Raw genomic sequence first — 19606 nt, 5'->3', positions numbered from 1 at the left:
ATCCAATGAATCCGAAGCAGGAAAAGCGTGACGAATGGATGGGGCAGCTGCATCGGAATCATATTCAGCAGGTGGCCAGATGGCGACATCAAGTGCTTGCCGTACAGTTATCTATGTTAGTATGTATGTTTTTGCTATGGGAAGTGGCAGGCAGACTCCGTTGGATTGATGTACTGTTATTCAGTTATCCGAGTAAGGTTTTTGCCCAGATTGGCAAGGACATCGCTAGTGGCGAGTTGTGGGCACATGTCGGGGTAACCGTAGGGGAAACGGCAGTTGGTTTTTTACTGGGAACACTGGTGGGAACCTTGCTTGCGGTTTTAATTTGGTGGTCTCCTTTTTTGTCAAAAGTGTTGGACCCCTATATGGTTGTGTTCAACAGTATGCCAAAGGTAGCACTTGGCCCAATCTTTATTGTGATGTTCGGCGCGGGTTTTACAGCGATTGTTATGACCACATTGTCCATCACGGTCATTATCACGACATTGGTCGTGTATAACAGCTTCAATGAAGTGGATCCCAATTATATTAAAGTCATTCGTACGTTTGGTGGAGACCGTTCCGAGATTTTTACGAAAGTTGTATTACCTGCTTCTTTTCCGGCGATTGTATCGACCTTGAAAGTGAACGTTGGCATGGCTTGGGTTGGTGTAATTGTAGGTGAGTTTCTGGTCGCCAAACAAGGGCTCGGTTATCTGATTATCTACGGATTCCAGGTATTCAACTTCACACTTGTATTATCAAGTCTGTTAATTATTGCTGCAGTTGCAACAGCCATGTACCAACTTGTTGTCTATGCAGAACGCAAAATGCTGGCTGGCCGCAGGTGATACGGAGTGTTTTACTCGTAATGTGACCGGGGATGATATGTATACAATTTCACAAGGGGTGTCACGTTGCCCGATACCGTAAAATCAAGTACCATATTTAGTATGATTATTCCGCGCAGATCCGGAATGAATGCGATGATTGGAGAAGAGGGCCTTGAGGTTCTGTCGCAACGATCTAACTTGCCAGCGTCCCTCATTCGGGGCGTGTTGCTGTGACCGGCATGCATGCGCATGTCGGTTGATGTCGTCTAGTTTACTTTTGGATGAGACATACTAGTCATGATAATGAAAGAGGCGACGAGCTGGCTAAGAATTTTTTTGCAGCTTAGAGGAGATGGAATATTAAATGGGTTTTAGAGTAATTAAAACTGCAATTGCCGCATTAATGGCTGTATTGATTGCAGACTGGTGTCGCTTGCCGGGACCAACATCAGCGGGATTGCTTGCCATTCTTGGCGTGGATGTAACGAGAAAACGAAGTATTCGCACCATATCGGCGCGGTTCTTTGCTTCCGTAGTTGGACTTTTATTTGCAAGTGTACTTTTTCACTTTCTAGGCTTCCATTATTGGGTGCTGGGGGTATACATATTGATCGCATTCCCGGCTATTGTCCGGGTAGGCTTCAAAGAAGGTATTGTTACAGGTTCTGTTGTGGTGTTTCGGGTGTTCGGCGGCGGGGAGATGGACGTGCATGTCGTCCTTGTACAAATTGCTTTGCTGTTAATTGGTCTTGGTTCCGCAATGGCGGTTAACCTGGCCTATATGCCGGCAGCAGATCCACAGATGCTGCGCATTCGGAAACGAATCGATGAACTCTTCTCGAAGATTTTCAAGGAATTTGCGGCCACGCTGCGTAATCCCAATGAAGCATGGGCGGGGAGAGAGCTGATTGAAGCAGATCAAGCGATTCTGGGCGGTATTGATGCTGCCAAGCGGTCTCTGGAGAATCAGGTGATTCATCCGAATGAGGAATGGAGTGTCTACTTCTATATGCGCAAAACGCAGCTGGACTCCATCCAGCACATGATGCATCTGGTGTCCCAGATCTATCAGAAGATGCCACATGCGGAAATGGTATCGGAGCTGTTCGATCAGCTTAGTCAGGATGTACTTACTGAATCTTACACCGGACGAACTGAAAAACTTCTTGCGGATGTGCAAGAAGAATTCAAACGTATGGAGCTGCCGGATACAAGGGAAGAATTCGAGATTCGTTCTGCAATTCTCCAGCTGTGCCGTGAACTCGCGCTGTATCTGAAAGTCGCGAAGAAGGACAAAGCGCCGTCCCCAATCTCGGACCGGTCCCAATCTACAAACGAATAATAGAAAATAGTTGTCACCCTAGACGAATGCCCTGCATACACTTGTAGTGAATGATTGTATGGAGGAGGTTTAAAGATGTCATTGAGTCATAAACATCAATGTAGAGAGATTATCACGAAGGCGATCTGCGGCAAAGGTCGTAAGTTCTCTACCGTAACACATACCGTGACTCCGCCAAATGGTCCGACAAGTATTTTGGGGGCTTGGATTATCAACCACCAATATGAAGCCGTATCAGCGGGTGACGGAATTGAAGTTATTGGTACTTACGATATCAACATTTGGTATTCCTACGACAAAAATTCTCAGACGGATGTAGCCAAAGAAACGGTCTCGTATGTAGAACATGTGCCTTTGTCCTATCTGGACCCGAAACACCGGACTTCCACAGTAGAGGTATCTGCGGATGCAACGCAGGAACCTAGCTGTGTGGAAGCCACAGTATCAGCAGGTGGAAGCAGTGTAATTATCCGGGTAGAACGGGAATTCGCTGTGGAACTCGTTGCCGAGACTAAAGTTTGTGTGAAGGTCTGCACAGATGGATGCGGTGATTACGAAGACAAGGACTATGACTTTGGCAGTGGCGATGGAGATTATGACGATCTCGATCCCGATCTGCTCGACGATGAGCTGTGAGATTGACGCCTGTATTTGATAACCTAAGGTAGCATATGCGCCAGAAGGCGCGGTGAAGAGGGCGTAAGCCCTCTTTCTTCTTAAATATTGAAAAATGGGTGGTAACGAGCCTCGCAATGTGCCTGGAATACCTTTCACGGGAAGGCTCCGCATTGCGGGGTTATTTTTATTTTAGTTGCATGATCTGGGAGGGGGGACGTGATGAATGTGATGGAACAAGCGGAGGAAGCGCTGCGCCGATATGAAAGGATGACTGCCGGAGAACGTGCAGAACGGCTGAAACAGGCAGGCATTGAAGTACTGTCACTGCACGATCGGCGCAAACGTGAACCAGGCTTGCGTGTACGCTATGACGTAGAGATAAGTTGTCTGCAGGCAATCCGGATCAAGCGCAAGGATACTAGTGGCATGGGAGGGGCACAGGAAACTCTGTTGGAGCGTGAAGCGAGTTCAACCTTGTTCAAGCGCATAGAACGACTTGCGATCAAAACGCTGTATACGCTAGGACTGGATCATGGAGCTGTTCGAATGGAATCTTCAGAGAATGGCGGATGTGCAGTGATTTCGATCGACTCGTGTCCCTGGAAAGGGGTGACCAACCTTGCTGCTACCTATAGGGAAAGCTGGAAGCAGCATCAGGAACTACTGGATGAGGAGGCGAATCACAGACCCACTCCGATACTCGGCATGGACCCGGAGTTTCTTCTGGTGCAGATGCCGGAATCCAAAATCGTACCCGCCTCCAAATTTCTTGAACGTACAGGAATGGCAGGCTGTGATTCCGTGACGATTGGTGGACGGCGCATATATCCGGTTGCCGAACTGAGACCGGCTCCCAGCTCCGAACCACGAGAACTGCTGGCCCATCTGATGAGGGCATTTGCAGCCGCTTCCCGCAGCATCAGTGATCACTCGCTCATCTGGCAGGCAGGAGGGATGCCACAACGGGGGTTACCTTTGGGTGGTCATATTCATTTTAGCGGGGTGAATCTTACCGGGGAACTGCTTCGTGCACTGGACAATTATCTGGCATTGCCACTGGCATTTCTTCAAGACCCCCGTGGATCGGGAAGGCGACCCCGTTATGGAGCACTTGGTGATTTTCGTCTGAAATCCTATGGTGGGTTTGAGTATCGTACGTTACCCAGCTTTCTTGTGTCACCCCTTGTTGCGAAAGGTGTTGTGGCCTTGGCAGGTCTGATCGCGAGCGGGTATACTCAATTACGGCAGCGACCGTTGGCGAAAGCTGAGGTTCATGCCGCTTTTTATGAAGGAAAGCGGGAAATGATTAAGGAACACATCCCAGCCCTCGTAGATGATCTGAAGAAGTTGGATGGATATGCACGTTATGAACGGTATGCGTCTCCGTTAATCCTTCAATTAAAACTGGGAAGAACATGGGATGAGAGCCGCGATATTCGCAAACTCTGGAATATTCGGGCAGGTTCATGAAGTACGGACGTTTTTTTGATATAATAAGAAGCAAGTCTTTTTAAGTACGTGTTCAAAAAGAACGGTTTTCAGTACCGAGAAGATGGGATGAAGCTAGAAATGGAGTATCGGAGCGTAGGAAAACTACGTGAGCAACGGACATTTCGGCTGAATGCCATATTCGACGCTGATGATGCCACTAGGCATTTTTCGTAATCAAAAGCGGACTTTTTGAACAACCTTTATAAGTGATAGCTACGGAAGATATGGAGCAGCAACCCTTGAAGGAAGTGGCGAATAGCCAACACATAAGGCGGAGGCGCAAACACAGTGCCTGACCGTCTTATTGTCCTTCCAGGACGCGTTTCTTCCTGACATTATAGGAACGGGATGGAGGATATTCATCATGGCTCAGTATACGCCAATGATTCAACAATATTTGCAAGTGAAGGCCGAAGCACAGGATGCTTTTCTATTTTTTAGACTGGGTGACTTCTATGAACTGTTCTTTGAGGATGCAATTAATGCTTCCCGTGAACTAGAGATCACGCTGACCGCACGTAACGGAGGCACGGATGATAAAATTCCGATGTGCGGTGTACCTTATCATTCGGCTGACAATTACATACAGCGTCTGATTGAAAAAGGATATAAAGTTGCGATATGTGAACAGATGGAAGATGCAAGTGTAACGAAAGGCATGGTACGACGTGAAATTGTACGTGTGGTTACACCCGGAACGGTGATGGAAGGCAAAACGCTGGGGGATAAGTCCAACAACTACATGGTCTGTCTTACAGGTAATCAAAATACGTTGGCGCTGGCGGCCTGTGATCTGTCAACGGGTGAGTTGTATGTGACATCGGTGCCCTATTCCAAGGAGTGGCTTAAAGATGAAATCGGCATCTACGAACCATCGGAGCTGGTGGGGGATGCAGCGCTGCTTGAAACGGTAGAAGCCGAGGCGTCTCCAATCGGTCGCCCTGTGGTCTACACGTCCTGGACAAAGAATAAGGAAGATCTGGTCCGTCAGCAGTTTGGCGAGGCTGTGTGGGCCAGATTAGAGCCTGAACGTCAAGCGTGCATTGCACGTCTTTTCTCCTATCTGAGTGAGACACAGAAACGTTCTCTAGGACAATTAACACAAATCTCAACGTATGAACCAGATCATTATATGATCTTGGACCCGTTTACCCGCCGAAACCTGGAATTGGTGGAAACTGTGCGTGAACGCTCCAAAAAAGGTTCATTACTCTGGTTGCTTGATCGGACCGAGACGTCCATGGGTGCAAGGATGTTGCGTCGCTGGGTCGATAAGCCATTATTGCAAAAAGGGAAGATTAATGAGCGCCTTGAAGCAGTGGATACGCTGTACAACCAGTTTATATTGCGTGAGGACCTTCGGGCAGAACTCAAAGACATCTACGATCTGGAACGTTTGGTAGGTCGGATCGCGTTTGGTAATGCCAATGGTCGTGACCTGAATGCGCTCAAGTCATCGCTGGAGAAAATTCCAGGACTTCGTCAACATTGCGCAGGATCATCTTCCGCAACATTGCAGCATATTGCCGAAACGATGGATGATTGCAATGATCTGCGTGAAGCCATCGGGCAAGCTATTGTGGACGAGCCGCCGGTATCGGTAAGGGACGGAGGTCTGATTCGTGAAGGGTACCATGAACGTCTGGATGAATTGCGTGAGGCTTCGGTTAACGGGAAACAGTGGATTGCCGAGCTGGAAGCGAGAGAGCGTGAGGCGACAGGCATTCGATCGCTGAAGATTGGATATAACAAAGTATTTGGTTATTATATCGAGATCACCAAGTCCAATCTGTCCGCGCTGCCAGAGGGACGTTATGAACGTAAACAGACACTTGCCAATGCAGAACGTTACATTACGCCGGAGTTGAAGGAAAAAGAGACGCTGATTCTCGAAGCTCAGGACAAAATGGTTGATATTGAGTATGGGCTGTTCGCAGAGCTGCGCGAGCGGCTGAACAAAGAGATTGCAAGATTGCAGAAGCTGGCCGAACAGGTAGCCGAAATTGATGTGTATCAATCTTTTGCGGTGATTAGTGCTGAGCGAAACTTTGTACGTCCTACGTTGACCGACGGCTATGATCTGGTTGTGGAAGAAGGACGCCATCCGGTCGTTGAGGCGGTTATGCGAGATGGCGCATTTATTGCCAATCACACGGCAATGACCAAGGAAGAGGCACGTATTCTGCTGATTACCGGTCCAAATATGGCTGGTAAGAGTACGTATATGCGACAGGTCGCTTTAATCTCCATTTTGGCGCAAGTGGGTTGTTTTGTACCTGCGGGTCAGGCGGAAGTGCCGATCATGGATCGCATTTTCACACGGATCGGTGCCGCGGATGATCTCATTGGCGGACAAAGCACATTCATGGTGGAGATGGCCGACATTCAGGTCATGACGGACAAAGCCACACCACGCAGTCTGATTATTATCGATGAATTGGGACGTGGGACATCAACCAGCGAAGGTATGGCGATTGCTCAGTCTGTTATTGAATATGTACATGATATTATCGGCTGTAAAGCTCTTGTATCAACTCATTTCCATGAGCTTGCTCATCTGGAGGAGAGTCTGGACAAGCTGGCCAACTACTCGATGGCGGTACAGGAGAGTGGTGACAAAGTTAATTTCCTGCGCAAATTGATTGCCGGGGCAGCCAGCAGCAGTTATGGTATCTATTGTGCACGCCTTGCAGGTCTGCCTGATAGCATTATTGAGCGGGCGAATGGACTATTGCATGGGTTCGAACATGCGGCTGCACAAGTAGCTGTAGGCAGTGAATATATCGGAAGCGAAAAGCAGGAAACAGGCCTGAATGTAAAAGGTGAAGAATTCCAGCACACGGATTCAGCACCATTGATCCGGGAACACGAGATTGTGGATATTGCAGAGTACACACCTTCTATTGAAGATTCGGCAGGGAAGCAACATGCCAAGAAAGCAAACAGCAAAGCACAGTCCAGTGCAAGCCAATCGGATGTGGTTCAACTGTCCATCTTTGGGGATGATGAGCCGAATGTGGCAACGAAACCGGATGTAGTTGCGGTGGATAAACCAGCGCGAGAATTCATCCGTACGATGAAAGATATCGATGTCATGAATATGACGCCTCTTCAGGCGATGCAGATATTGAATGATCTCAAATTGAAGGCACAGCAATTATCCTGAGTATAAGGGAGGGGAAAACCTGTGGCGAAAATACATGTGCTTGATGAACATATTGCCAACCAGATCGCGGCGGGTGAAGTGGTCGAACGGCCTGCTTCAGTTGTCAAGGAGTTGCTCGAAAACTCGGTGGATGCAGGCGCCACCAAGATTGAAGTGACGGTGGAAGAGGGCGGACTCCTCAGTATTCGTGTCAAAGACAATGGTTCAGGTATCGAGCCAGAGGATATGGAAACGGCCTTTTATCGTCATGCGACCAGCAAAATAGCCCATGGCCGAGATCTGTTCCAGATCACAAGTCTTGGATTCCGTGGAGAAGCCTTGGCGAGTATTGCTGCAGTATCCAAGGTAGAGGTACTGTCGGCAAGTGACAATGATGGGCGGGGGCGCCGCATCGTGATTGAAGGCGGGAACCTTGTCTCTCATGAAGATGCAACCTCACCCCAAGGTACAGATTTTGCAGTGAGAGAACTATTTTACAATACACCAGCCAGACTCAAATATATGAAAACGATCCAGACGGAACTGGGACATATATCAGATGTCCTATACCGGATGGCGATGTCTCATCCAAACATTTCGTTCCGACTGCGCCATAATGAGAATGTGTTGCTTCAGACGTTGGGCAACGGTGATCTGCTGCAAGTGGTTGCAGCGATCTATGGTACAAGTGCTGCCAAAGCGATGCTTCCCATTCAGGGAGAAAGTCTGGATTACCGGGTGAGTGGGCTGATCAGCCTGCCAGAATGGACACGAGCGAACCGTGGTGGTATGTCGACGATTGTTAATGGGCGATTTGTTCGCAATTACGGTCTCAATCAGGCGATTCTCAAAGCCTACCATACCTTGCTGCCCATCAATCGCTTCCCACTTGTCGTGGTGCAGTTGGAGATGCACCCCTCTCTCGTGGATGTGAACGTGCATCCGGCCAAGTTGGAGGTTCGCTTCAGCAAGGAACCAGAACTATATGAATTCATAGAGACGACGTTGCGGGGGATACTCCGGCAGGAGGTATTGATTCCACAGGTCAAAAAACAGCAGATTCGACGTGGGGACGATAGCTCCTTTATTCAGGAGCAATTCCTCTTTCCACGTGGTCCGCTGAAAGATGCATCTGATGCAGAAGGATATGGACAACAAGGTCCACTCGGGAAACCTGCTAGTGCATCGCTGAAGTTGACTACGGAAGATGATGATCTGGATTTGGATGCTCCGGCGGATGTGGCCACAGGACAGCCGGTATCTGAACAGGGTCACTCAGTGCCATTACCCGAAGCTCCACCTGAGATTACACTCCCCCCGGAGCAGTTAGAAAGTTGGAACAGAGATATTTTGCAGAAGATTGCTAGTCATGACGGGGTGCAGACATCCGCTGACGTGCAGGAAGGTACTAAGGATGTAAGTGCTAGTTCTACCGAGGCTTTTCCCAAAACTGACCTGTCTTCTCAAGATGGTGGAGGTCGTGTAGCAATAGAAAAACCGCTGGAAGAAGTCAAATCGGCTACGTATCGCTTCGAATCCGTAAATTCACCCGTTAGGGAAGCTCGGTCAACCTACAATCCGTCTTCAGTTCCGAGAAGTGAACGGACGTGGAAAACTTCAGGTCTGCCTGATGCCACTAAACTTGCTGCTGCCATCAAATCAGATGCATCCATGCCCGCATTTCCGGAGCTGAGTCTGATCGGACAGCATCATGGTACGTATTTAATCGCGCAAAATGACCAAGGTTTATATTTGATTGATCAGCATGCTGCTCATGAACGCGTGAATTATGAATACTATTACGAGAAATTTGGTAACCCTGCCCAGGCCTCACAAGAGTTACTGCTGCCTATTACGCTCGAATTTACACCTTCGGAGACGGAAAAGCTGAAAACAAGACTGGCCTGGTTCGAGCAGGCGGGTGTATATTTGGAGCATTTTGGTGGACAGACGTTTCGTGTGCGTTCCCACCCGTTCTGGTTCCCCAAAGGGGACGAGAAAGACATTATCGAAGAAATGTCCGAGTGGGTTCTTAGTGAACGCAGCATAGATGTGGCCAAGATGCGAGAAGCTGCATCCATTATGTGCTCCTGCAAGGCGTCCATCAAAGCGAACCAGAAGCTGACGGATCAGGAAGCAGAAGTGTTAATTCAGCGTCTGGGTTCATGTCGTCAGCCCTACACTTGTCCACATGGGCGGCCGATTGTGGTTTCATTTTCAACGTATGATCTGGAAAAATTATTTAAACGAGTGATGTAGCTATTTAGGGGGACATTATGTACATTACAACCGGTGAAAAGGAGATTGCCTCTCAGGTGGAGCGTGCGCGTAAGCTCGCCGAAACGACAGGAGGTACCTACGTACCGCGCAATAGAACGTCTTTACCCAAACTGATTGAACATTATGGTATCAACGAAATACTGGTCGTGCTCAATGGCAGAGCACGCTTGTTTCGCAAGGATGCAACGGAGCTTGAGTTTCACCCCAGTATGGGATTTGTTCGCGCTAAACGTGTTCTAAGAGGGGAAGCCGATCCCATGCTGGAAGCTGGTGCGGTAATCGAAGGAGACACCATTGTTGATTGTACCGCTGGACTCGGTTCAGATGCGCTGGTATTTTCGGTTGCGGCTGGGAAGAGTGGACAAGTCATCGCATGTGAAAGTTCTCAACCGCTCTATACCCTGCTGCTGGAGGGCATGTCCCATTATAAAAGCAACCAGCCCTTGGTGGATGAGGCTTTCCGGCGCATAGATCTGCGGCATGTGGATCATCTTGAGTTGCTTCGCTCCATGCCGGATCGAAGCTGTGATACCGTATATTTTGACCCCATGTTCCGTGAACCGATGATGGATTCAAGTGCTATACAGCCCTTGAGAGATTATGCAAATGCTCACGCACTGAATGAACAGAGCATTATGGAAGCGAAACGTGTCGCCCGTAAACGGGTAGTCATGAAAGAAAAGCGCGGCAGCGCGGAGTTTGACAGGCTCGGATTTGAAATACTTGATCGGGCGAATGCAAAAACCCTGTACGGAGTGATTAATGTTGAAAGTGGAAGTTAAACCAAAACCTAAACTGCTTGTGCTGGTTGGACCAACAGCAGTAGGCAAAACAAGAATGAGCATCGAGCTTGCCCAAGCTTTCAATTGTGAGATTATCTCAGGCGATTCGATGCAGGTATATCGTGAAATGGATATCGGAACTGCCAAGATTACCTCTGAAGAAATGAAGGGTGTACCTCATCATCTCATTGATATCCATGAACCGGAGTATCCGTATTCTGTGGCCGAGTTTCAGGAGAGTTGTACACGATTGATTAGTGAAATCCATGAACGCGGTAAAATGCCTTTTATTGTAGGTGGCACTGGTCTATATGTGGAATCAGTATGTTACGGCTTCCAATTTTCGGATAGTGGTTCAGATGAAGCGTTCAGAGAGGAACAATTCAGCTATGCGGAGCAACACGGAGCACAGGCCCTACATGATCGATTGAGGGAAGTTGACCCCGTTAGTGCGGATCGTCTGCATCCGAATGACCAGCGGCGAATTGTACGTGCGCTTGAGATCCATCATCTCACAGGCGAGAAGTGGTCTGATCAGCTGGCAGTACAGAAGAAAGAGTCGCCTTATGACCTTCTTATTGTTGGTTTGACAATGGATCGGCAGAAGTTGTACGCCCGGGTAGAAGAGCGGATTGATCTGATGATCGAACAAGGTCTGGTGGATGAAGTGAAGTCCCTGTTGGAACGCGGAGTGGCCAGAGGTCATATTTCCATGCAAGGACTGGGGTATAAGGAGATTGCAGCGTTCCTGCAAGGGGAAGTGAGTTGGGAAGCTGCGGTTGAGTGGTTGAAGAGGGATACACGTCGGTTTGCCAAACGGCAGCTTTCCTGGTTCCGCCATATGAAGGATATTGAATGGGTTGACATGACGGATACCCAGGATTTTGAAGGGAAATACAAGCAGATAAGTGAATTGATTACACGAAAATTTGATTAATTTGAGCGATTATTAGTATTCTTCTGACAGGCATCGATTAGATCAAGATATGTAAACCTCTACCTTTTAGTCATCAAAAGGATAGAGGTTTTTATTTATCACTAGAACAGATGGTAGAGATTAATCATTCTCCAAACAACGAATAACTGTGCTTTAAAATGAAAATTTTGTCCCTCTTTTGCAAAACAGACAAGCGGTGTATAATGGATAAGTCTTCTATTTGTTCACCTCGCCAAGATTGGGGGGAAAATAGCAGACAAGGGGTTTTTGTGGATTATATGAAACTGTTCATGATATAATAGCACGAAAGCTACTCAGCGATATTGAATATTACTTGAACACGAATTCAAATGAACCAATGGGGGTACGGCTAATGAACAAGTCCATCAACATCCAAGATACGTTCTTGAACCAACTGCGGAAAGAAAATATTCCTGCTACGGTCTATCTGACCAACGGCTTCCAAATCCGCGGGACGATCAAGGCATTTGACAATTTTACGATCGTCATTGACAGCGACGGACGCCAGCAAATGGTCTACAAGCATGCCATCTCCACGTTCACGCCGCAACGCAGCGTATCGCTGATGCAGCAAGATAACAGCGGCGAAGCTTAAAAAAATTACGAAACCTTTTCACCAACCATTTCGTCTACAAGTATAGGTATTGAAACAGAGCAACCTGAATAAAGGGTTGTTCTTTTCATTCCGGGCAAAATATGTTTAATATATGCCTGAGCCTATAGACGAATAGAAATTATGCAACCGAAAGGGAGTCAGGAGGTTAACATGCCAAACGATCCGTTGTCGAGGTCTAACAATCGCAACAACAATAACAAGTCACCCAAAAAAGCGAAGCCAAAGACCTCTAAAAAGAAAAAAATTACGGGTAAACGCGTTGGATGGACACTGTTTTTCACGATGGCAATCGCCATATTCTGTGCACTTGGCGGATATTTATTTATTATGGTGAGTGGTGAAAATCTGCTCAAAGCCAACAAGGACAAAACCACAATTAATGAAACTTCAAAAGTATATGATCGCAATGGCCAATTAATGGGGGAGCTATCCATTCAGAAGCTGGAACCCGTCAAAGAAGATGATATTCCTGAACTGGTGAAGCAAGCCTTTGTTGCAACGGAGGATAAGCGATTCTACGATCATCAAGGCGTGGATATCTGGTCCATTGGGCGTGCAGCCGTTAAGGATGTCATGGCTCGTTCCATGGTGGAAGGTGGTAGTACACTAACCCAACAGCTTGCCAAGAACATGTTCTTGTCCCGTGACAAAACGTTCTTTCGTAAAGCAACGGAAGTATCGATTGCCATGGCATTAGAGCGCAAGTACACAAAAGACGAAATCCTGACGATGTATCTGAACCGGATTTTCTTCGGACATCAGCGTTACGGGATTAAAGCGGCATCTGAATTTTACTTTGGAGTTACTGATCTCAAGAGGTTGAAGTTGTGGCAAATTGCTACATTGGCAGCTATGCCGAAAGGGCCTTCTGCCTATAATCCGGTGAGCAATCCAAACGACTCAAAAGCACGTCGAGGTGTGGTATTGCAGCTGATGTATGAACAAGGCTACATTACCAAGGCGGAGATGGACGAAGCAAAAGAGATTAACTATAACTATAAGCGACCAGAGAAAGACAGGAAGTATCAAGGTTTTATAGATTATGTACTTCGTGAAGCTGAGCGAGTAACAGGCAAAACGGAAGATGATCTGAATATCGGCGGATACAAAATCTATACAACCATGGATGCTCAGGCTCAAACAGCCATGGAAACGGCCTTCACAGATGACAGTTTGTTCGAGGCAAGCAAAGATGATCAACAGGTCCAAGGCTCCATGGTCATCATGAATCATGAGAATGGTAGCCTCGTTGCCCTCTTGGGTGGACGGGATTATCAGACTAAAGGTTATAGCCGTGTAACGCAGAGTCGAAGACAACCAGGTTCAGCTTTTAAACCGATTGTGTCTTATGCACCGGCGCTTGAATCAGGAAATTACAGTGCCAATTCCTCGCTGAGTAATGCGAAGCAATGTTTTGGTAACTACTGTCCTGGTAACTTGCATGGATATTCTTCAACGATCAGTATGACGGAAGCCATTACGAAATCGGAAAATATTCCGGCCGTTTGGCTACTTGATAAAATAGGTGTTAACACAGGCATTAATTTTGCCAAAAGTGTAGGCATACAGCTGACGGATGAAGACAAAAACCTGGCGATTGCCCTTGGTGGTCTAAGTAAAGGTACAAATACACTGGAGATGGCGCAAGCCTATAGTGCATTTGCCAACCTCGGAGAATACCGACAAGCCTATGCGATTAAAGAAATCAAGGATAGCGCAGGCAAAACCACCTACAAACACGATAATTCGGACACAACGCGTGTCATGAGTGAGCAAAATGCGTATCAGCTTACACAGATGCTGCAGAATGTCGTTAATGACGGTACGGGACGTTCAGCGCGTCTGGACCGTCCGGTTGCGGGTAAAACAGGAACAGTTCAAAGTGGTATCTCTGGCAACAGTGCCAACCGTGATGTATGGTTTGTTGGATACACACCGGAATGGACTGCCGCAGTCTGGATGGGCTATGACAATCCGGATGCCAATCATATGCTTAAGAACAGCAGTAAGCTGTCGGCAGCTTTCTTTGCCAAAGTCATGGGAGATGCTTTAAAAGGCGTTCCAGTGAAGCAATTCAAAGCACCAGCTGGAGGGCAGGCACCTCCGCCAGTAGAAGAACCAGAAAAGCCGGCTCTGTCCGTTAGTGGGCTGAGTGGATCATACGATCCAAATGCACAAACCGTCTCACTGAGTTGGACTGGAACGGGTGACGCGAGTACGCAATATCGGATTTATCGGAAAGAAACATCGGAAGCCCAGTTCACTCATCTTATTGATGCAATAGGAGCGACCAATGCACAAGATTTAAGTGCGTTGCCTGGTCTAACTTATGAGTACTATGTGACAGCTTACGACTTGGCATCAGGACTTGAGACGGATCCTTCCAACACCATTTCCTTGATGATTGAAGCGCAGGAAATGCCGCCGGAGGAACCTGATCCTGGTATAGACCCTGGAACAGAGATAGATCCTGAGCAGCCAGGTACAGAGAATCCGGACATTGGTTCACCGGATAATGGCAACTCGAACGGTAATAATGGTAATGGGAATGAAAATGGCAACAACGGAAATGGTAATGGTAATAACGGAAACAATGGTAACAACGGAAACAACGGTAACAACGGCGGAGCTGGCCAAGGAAACGGTCAACCTGGGGAAGGAAATACGACCCCGCCTGGTCAGGGGACAACAGATCCGGGCGGTACCGGTGAAGGTTCCGATGATGGAGCCGTAACAACGCCAGGTGAGGTAGTAACTCCGGACAGCGGAACAAGTGGGGATACTGGAGGGACAGATGCACCTGCAGATTCTCAAGCTGGAACCGGCGGCTAAGCCAATGAATCACTAAATAGCTACATTGAAAAAACTGCTTCCCGGAAAACCGGTGAAGCAGTTTTTTGGTATACGGAACCAACTGTAATGGAAGCTGATTTGATGAATAGGTGGGACAAAGCTTGATTTTGAGTGTAAACCTTAAATATGGTAAGCTGTAACTATTCGTAATACGTTGTGCAAGGGCGGGCCCAGAGCGCTGGAATCCATCAGGCGGACGTTATTACATTGTTCACAATAACATCAGAGCAGGTCACGGACCTGTAGTCGGCAAAGAGGGGTTCGTATGAAACGGAAATTCGGGGACCGCGCGAACTGGCGCCGGATTACGAACCGACAATTCACATGCCGGTTCGTTCAATCCAAAATTTTCACAGGTTATATTACGTTGTACACCATACAGGATTTGAAAGAACCTCTGTGGAAAACTTATGGAGGCAGTACCTTCTGTATCGCAGATAAAGGGTATTCCTGGCTGCAATACTATCCGAAGGGAGAGCATTTTGTTGTTACAGCGATGTTTGACGATCAGGAACGGATTGTAGAGTGGTACATTGATACATGTCGTAGTCAGGGGATAACCGATCAGGGTGTTCCTTGGTTTGATGACCTGTATCTGGATGTCGTTGTGCTGAAAGATGGAGAAGTATTTTTGCTGGATGAAGATGAGCTTGAAGATGCATTGTCACGGAAGCATATTACTACAGGTGATTATGACTTGGCTAACAAGACGGCAAAGGAATTGCTGCATGCCATTGATGCACATGTATTTCCATACTTTCAGTTATCGCTGAAGCATAGGCAGAGTTTGTTTGAGAACGGAGAGTTTCGAAAAAACATTCAGATTTGAGGCATGTACTTCGCCGTAGAATTCTTCTTCATGATCCTTCTAATATTGGAGCACCTGATAGAATACATTAATAATCAGGAGAGTTCAGCCCGATAAAATAGAGGTGATGGCGAATGAACGGACGGGTCATGGCTGCAGGAGAGCAACCAGGAGGCAGACCATCCAGACAAATTAATATTGTGTTGCGTAACCAGGAACCTCAGATGTTGGTCAAAGATGAAGCAGCGGCAGTACAGGCAGCCAAGAGTATAACCAAACATGCTCACTTCCAGGAGATACAGGGTGAACTGGAGCAACTGGTTGGACTTGAAAATATCAAAGACTTGGTATTTGAGATTTATGCTTTCCTACAGATTGCTCAGATGCGCACTGAAGCAGGTTTACTTAGTGGTGCGCACGTGTATCATATGATCTTCAAAGGCAATCCGGGGACTGGTAAGACCACCGTTGCGAGAATCGTTGCCAAACTCTTTCAGAAGATGGGTGTGTTAAGTAAAGGGCATCTTATTGAAGTAGAGCGTGCGGATCTGGTTGGAGAATATATTGGTCACACGGCGCAGAAAACAAGAGATCTGGTCAAGAAGGCACTCGGTGGAATATTGTTCATTGACGAAGCTTACAGTTTGGCCCGCGGTGGAGAGAAGGATTTTGGAAAGGAAGCCATTGATACGCTTGTAAAATCAATGGAAGATAATAAAAACCAATTTATCCTCATATTGGCTGGTTATTCAGATGAGATTGATTTTTTTCTTCAGACGAACCCTGGATTACCTTCCCGCTTTCCCATTCAAGTGGAGTTTCCAGACTACAGTATTGATCAGTTGATTCAAATCTCTGAGATTATGGCCAAAGAGCGTGATTATATTTTAATGCCTCAGACCATACTCAAACTAAAGCAGCATTTGCTTCAGGAAAAAAATGATTCGCTGCATGCGTTCAGTAACGCCAGATACGTTCGTAATGCCATTGAGCGTTCGATCAGGCATCAGGCGGTTCGTTTGTTGGAACAATATTCGGAAGGCAGTCCAGGAAAACTGGAGCTGATGACAATCCGTACAGAGGATTTGAACTTTGAGCGAAAGTAAGCGATAATATAGTTTTTACAACAGCCGGCCGGGCCAACCGGTTCGGCTTAAGGCATGCCATGGCATATTCGTGGTAATGAATACTAATGGATTAGTAATTAGAAGGAGTGAACATATACATGACAAATGGCACACATGATACAGATATGGTCAAAAAAGATCGCGCCGTCTTGGTTAGTCTTGTTACGGATGATGTAAAACGTACAGGTATCAATCCTGAGTACTCTTTAGAGGAACTGGTGAAACTTGCCGAGACAGCTGGAGTGGAAGTGCTAAGTGTACTTTCTCAGAACAGGGAAAAACGTGATACCAAATGGTTCATTGGTAAAGGTAAGGTGGAAGAGCTCCGTGCGATTGCAGAGGAACTCGGAGCAACTACAGCTATTTTTGATCAGGAATTGTCAGGGGCACAGGTTCGGAATCTGGAAGAAACCCTCGATCTCAAAATTATTGACCGTACCCAATTAATTTTGGACATCTTTGCACAACGTGCCAACACTAGAGAAGGTATCATTCAAGTGGAATTGGCTCAACATAGCTACTTGCTGCCACGTTTGTCGGGTCATGGCAAGAACCTGTCCAGACTTGGTGGCGGAATCGGAACAAGGGGTCCAGGTGAAAGCAAGCTGGAGACAGACCGCCGTCACATTCGTGGTCGTATCGATGATCTGAAGCGTCATCTGGAAGAATTGACTCGTCATCGCAAGTTGCATCGTGAACGCCGTAAAAAAACAGGTATTGTTCAGGTGGCCCTTGTTGGTTATACCAATGCTGGCAAATCAACCTTACTCAAGCAGTTGACGGCTGCAGATGTGTATATTCAAGATCAGCTATTCGCTACTCTGGATCCAACATCACGTACGATGGAACTTCCAAGTGGAAAAGAAATCGTCCTTACCGACACGGTTGGATTTATTCAAAATCTACCGCATGATCTGATTGCAGCGTTCCGTGCAACGCTGGAGGAAGTGAATGAAGCAGACCTGATCCTGCATGTTGTAGACGCCTCATCAGCTATGCGTGAAGATCAGATGCGGACGGTTAATACAATTTTGCAAGAACTTGGTTCAGGGGACAAGCCGCAGTTAGTCCTGTATAACAAAAAAGATGCGTGCACACCAGAGCAGCTTGAGATGCTTCCATTGGATAAAGACCATATCAAAGTAAGCGCATTAGACGCAGACGATTTGCTTAAAATCCGTGAATTGATCCAGACAGAGCTTACAGGTGACACGAAGCGCTTCCGGATTCCGGCAGAACGTGGTGATCTTACGTCCGTCCTCTACAAAATTGGTGATGTAGTAGATACCAGCTTTGAAGAAAATGATGTAATTTATGAAGTGGAATTACAAAAAGGTGAATATGAGAAATTTGGTCATATGCTTGAAGATTTCATCGAATTGTAATACTCATGACATATTGATGTGATAAGTTGACACGATAATAGATATTTAACGTCAGATTCGTGCTATGAAGGGGAATGAAGTAAGATGGTAAGCTTTGATTCAGAAATATCTGAACTTCAACATCAAGTGGAGCGTCAGATTGAAGGAAAACTGCAACAGATTGATCGGATTACAGATCACAATCAATGGAAGGTGATTAATGCTTTCCAACAGCGAAAAGTAAGTGATTTTCACTTTGCAGGTTCAACAGGTTATGCCTATAACGATCGTGGGCGTGAAGTGCTTGATGAAGTATATGCTGATGTTTTCGGCGCGGAAGCCGCGTTGGTACGTCCTCATTTTGCTTCAGGTACACATACGATTAGTACAGCTCTTTTTGGAGTGCTGCGCCCAGGGGACGAATTATTGTACATCACGGGTAAGCCTTATGACACATTGCATAAAGTTATTGGCAAACCCGGTGATGGCACAGGTTCATTACGCGATTTTGGTATCGGTTACCGTGAGACGGCCTTAACTGATGAAGGTGGAGTGGACTGGGCAGCAGTTGAAAAAAACATTACACCGGCTACAAAAGTCATTGGGATTCAACGTTCACGTGGTTATGACTGGCGCTCCTCCTTCTGTGTTGCTGAGATTGCTGAGATGGTTACGCGTGTTAAAGCACTGAAGGAAGATGTTATCGTATTCGTAGATAATTGTTACGGTGAATTCACAGAGGAACATGAACCGACAGAAGTCGGAGTTGATCTGATGGCCGGGTCACTGATCAAGAATCCTGGTGGAGGTATTGCGGAAACCGGTGGATACATATGTGGGAAGGAACAATACGTACAGCTGGCAGCTTATCGTCTGACAGCCCCTGGAATTGGGGGAGAGGTTGGAGCAATGCTGGGCACAACACGTGGCATCTACCAAGGACTTTACATGGCACCGACAATTGTAGGACAAGCTATCAAAGGAAGTACGTTTGCTGCTGCGATGTTTGCTGAATCCGGATTTGTAACCAAACCCGCCTGGAATGAAGCTCGCACAGATCTGATCCAGGCTGTTAAGTTTAGCTCTGCTGAGCATCTGATCGCCTTCGTGCAGGGGATTCAGCGTGCAGCAGCTGTGGATAGTCATGTGGTTCCTGAACCCTGGGATATGCCTGGTTATGAGCACCCTGTCATTATGGCGGCAGGTACGTTCATTCAGGGTGGAAGTCTGGAATTATCAGCCGATGCGCCTATTCGGGAGCCGTATATCGGGTATATGCAAGGCGGATTAACGTACTCTCATGTCAAATATGGCGTTTTGATGGCGTTACAGACTATGAAAGATCGTAAATTATTGTGAGTTTATCTAACACGTCATTGACACTTGGTAATAACTAAATGTACAATAGGG

14 protein-coding genes are annotated in these 19606 nt (G+C 47.0%); all 14 read left to right on the top strand.

Annotation, left to right across the window (positions count from 1 at the left end):
• Positions 1-5 precede the first annotated feature (5 nt).
• Complete coding sequence (locus MKZ13_RS18355) at positions 6-830, top strand: ABC transporter permease (protein WP_074096946.1); 825 nt, start codon at positions 6-8, stop codon at positions 828-830.
• A 346-nt stretch (positions 831-1176) separates the two neighbouring features.
• The gene (locus MKZ13_RS18350) at positions 1177-2154 is read left to right on the top strand and encodes an aromatic acid exporter family protein (RefSeq protein WP_339177189.1); all 978 of its coding nucleotides are present in this window, start codon (positions 1177-1179) and stop codon (positions 2152-2154) included.
• Between the two features lie 75 nt (positions 2155-2229).
• Entirely contained in the window at positions 2230-2790 is a 561-nt protein-coding gene (locus tag MKZ13_RS18345; RefSeq protein WP_062835006.1) for an outer spore coat protein CotE, read from the top strand.
• A gap of 201 nt (positions 2791-2991) precedes the next feature.
• Positions 2992-4242, top strand: coding sequence for a hypothetical protein (locus MKZ13_RS18340; protein ID WP_339177187.1), 1251 nt, complete (start codon positions 2992-2994; stop codon positions 4240-4242).
• Between the two features lie 385 nt (positions 4243-4627).
• The gene (gene mutS / locus MKZ13_RS18335) at positions 4628-7429 is read left to right on the top strand and encodes a DNA mismatch repair protein MutS (RefSeq protein ID WP_339177185.1); all 2802 of its coding nucleotides are present in this window, start codon (positions 4628-4630) and stop codon (positions 7427-7429) included.
• Between the two features lie 21 nt (positions 7430-7450).
• Positions 7451-9667, top strand: coding sequence for a DNA mismatch repair endonuclease MutL (gene mutL / locus MKZ13_RS18330; RefSeq protein ID WP_339177183.1), 2217 nt, complete (start codon positions 7451-7453; stop codon positions 9665-9667).
• Between the two features lie 17 nt (positions 9668-9684).
• On the top strand, positions 9685-10470 hold the full coding sequence (locus tag MKZ13_RS18325) for a class I SAM-dependent methyltransferase (RefSeq protein ID WP_339177181.1): 786 nt from the start codon (positions 9685-9687) through the stop codon (positions 10468-10470).
• Positions 10451-11407, top strand: coding sequence for a tRNA (adenosine(37)-N6)-dimethylallyltransferase MiaA (gene miaA, locus MKZ13_RS18320; RefSeq protein ID WP_260632777.1), 957 nt, complete (start codon positions 10451-10453; stop codon positions 11405-11407). The genes MKZ13_RS18325 and miaA overlap by 20 nt, the downstream gene beginning before the upstream one ends.
• 373 nt (positions 11408-11780) lie before the next feature.
• Positions 11781-12023: an RNA chaperone Hfq gene (hfq, locus tag MKZ13_RS18315; RefSeq protein ID WP_017687918.1), complete on the top strand. Its 243-nt coding sequence runs from the start codon at positions 11781-11783 to the stop codon at positions 12021-12023.
• 171 nt (positions 12024-12194) lie between these two features.
• Positions 12195-14876: a PBP1A family penicillin-binding protein gene (locus tag MKZ13_RS18310; RefSeq protein WP_221821693.1), complete on the top strand. Its 2682-nt coding sequence runs from the start codon at positions 12195-12197 to the stop codon at positions 14874-14876.
• Between the two features lie 286 nt (positions 14877-15162).
• Entirely contained in the window at positions 15163-15726 is a 564-nt protein-coding gene (locus MKZ13_RS18305) for a DUF402 domain-containing protein (protein ID WP_062835000.1), read from the top strand.
• 113 nt (positions 15727-15839) lie between these two features.
• Positions 15840-16811: an AAA family ATPase gene (locus tag MKZ13_RS18300; protein WP_036613563.1), complete on the top strand. Its 972-nt coding sequence runs from the start codon at positions 15840-15842 to the stop codon at positions 16809-16811.
• Between the two features lie 119 nt (positions 16812-16930).
• On the top strand, positions 16931-18217 hold the full coding sequence (gene hflX, locus MKZ13_RS18295) for a GTPase HflX (RefSeq protein WP_076210080.1): 1287 nt from the start codon (positions 16931-16933) through the stop codon (positions 18215-18217).
• A gap of 84 nt (positions 18218-18301) precedes the next feature.
• The gene (locus tag MKZ13_RS18290; protein ID WP_339177174.1) at positions 18302-19555 is read left to right on the top strand and encodes a methionine gamma-lyase family protein; all 1254 of its coding nucleotides are present in this window, start codon (positions 18302-18304) and stop codon (positions 19553-19555) included.
• The last annotated feature ends 51 nt before the right edge of the window (positions 19556-19606 follow it).

It is taken from the genome of Paenibacillus sp. FSL R5-0701 (assembly GCF_037973995.1).
In the GTDB taxonomy this organism is placed as follows: Bacteria; Bacillota; Bacilli; order Paenibacillales; family Paenibacillaceae; genus Paenibacillus.
Note: the sequence above shows the minus strand (reverse complement) of the source record. Positions and strands in the feature narration are given on the sequence as shown.

Bases quoted from the DNA above. Each gene is read 5' to 3' on its own strand.
- mutS (WP_339177185.1), top strand. From the start codon at position 4,628: ATGGCTCAGTATACGCCAATGATTCAACAATATTTGCAAGTGAAGGCC.
- MKZ13_RS18355 (WP_074096946.1), top strand. From the start codon at position 6: ATGAATCCGAAGCAGGAAAAGCGTGACGAATGGATGGGGCAGCTGCAT.
- MKZ13_RS18350 (WP_339177189.1), top strand. From the start codon at position 1,177: ATGGGTTTTAGAGTAATTAAAACTGCAATTGCCGCATTAATGGCTGTA.
- hflX (WP_076210080.1), top strand. From the start codon at position 16,931: ATGACAAATGGCACACATGATACAGATATGGTCAAAAAAGATCGCGCC.
- MKZ13_RS18290 (WP_339177174.1), top strand. From the start codon at position 18,302: ATGGTAAGCTTTGATTCAGAAATATCTGAACTTCAACATCAAGTGGAG.
- MKZ13_RS18310 (WP_221821693.1), top strand. From the start codon at position 12,195: ATGCCAAACGATCCGTTGTCGAGGTCTAACAATCGCAACAACAATAAC.
- MKZ13_RS18325 (WP_339177181.1), top strand. From the start codon at position 9,685: ATGTACATTACAACCGGTGAAAAGGAGATTGCCTCTCAGGTGGAGCGT.
- MKZ13_RS18305 (WP_062835000.1), top strand. From the start codon at position 15,163: ATGAAACGGAAATTCGGGGACCGCGCGAACTGGCGCCGGATTACGAAC.
- MKZ13_RS18345 (WP_062835006.1), top strand. From the start codon at position 2,230: ATGTCATTGAGTCATAAACATCAATGTAGAGAGATTATCACGAAGGCG.
- hfq (WP_017687918.1), top strand. From the start codon at position 11,781: ATGAACAAGTCCATCAACATCCAAGATACGTTCTTGAACCAACTGCGG.
- miaA (WP_260632777.1), top strand. From the start codon at position 10,451: ATGTTGAAAGTGGAAGTTAAACCAAAACCTAAACTGCTTGTGCTGGTT.
- MKZ13_RS18340 (WP_339177187.1), top strand. From the start codon at position 2,992: ATGAATGTGATGGAACAAGCGGAGGAAGCGCTGCGCCGATATGAAAGG.
- MKZ13_RS18300 (WP_036613563.1), top strand. From the start codon at position 15,840: ATGAACGGACGGGTCATGGCTGCAGGAGAGCAACCAGGAGGCAGACCA.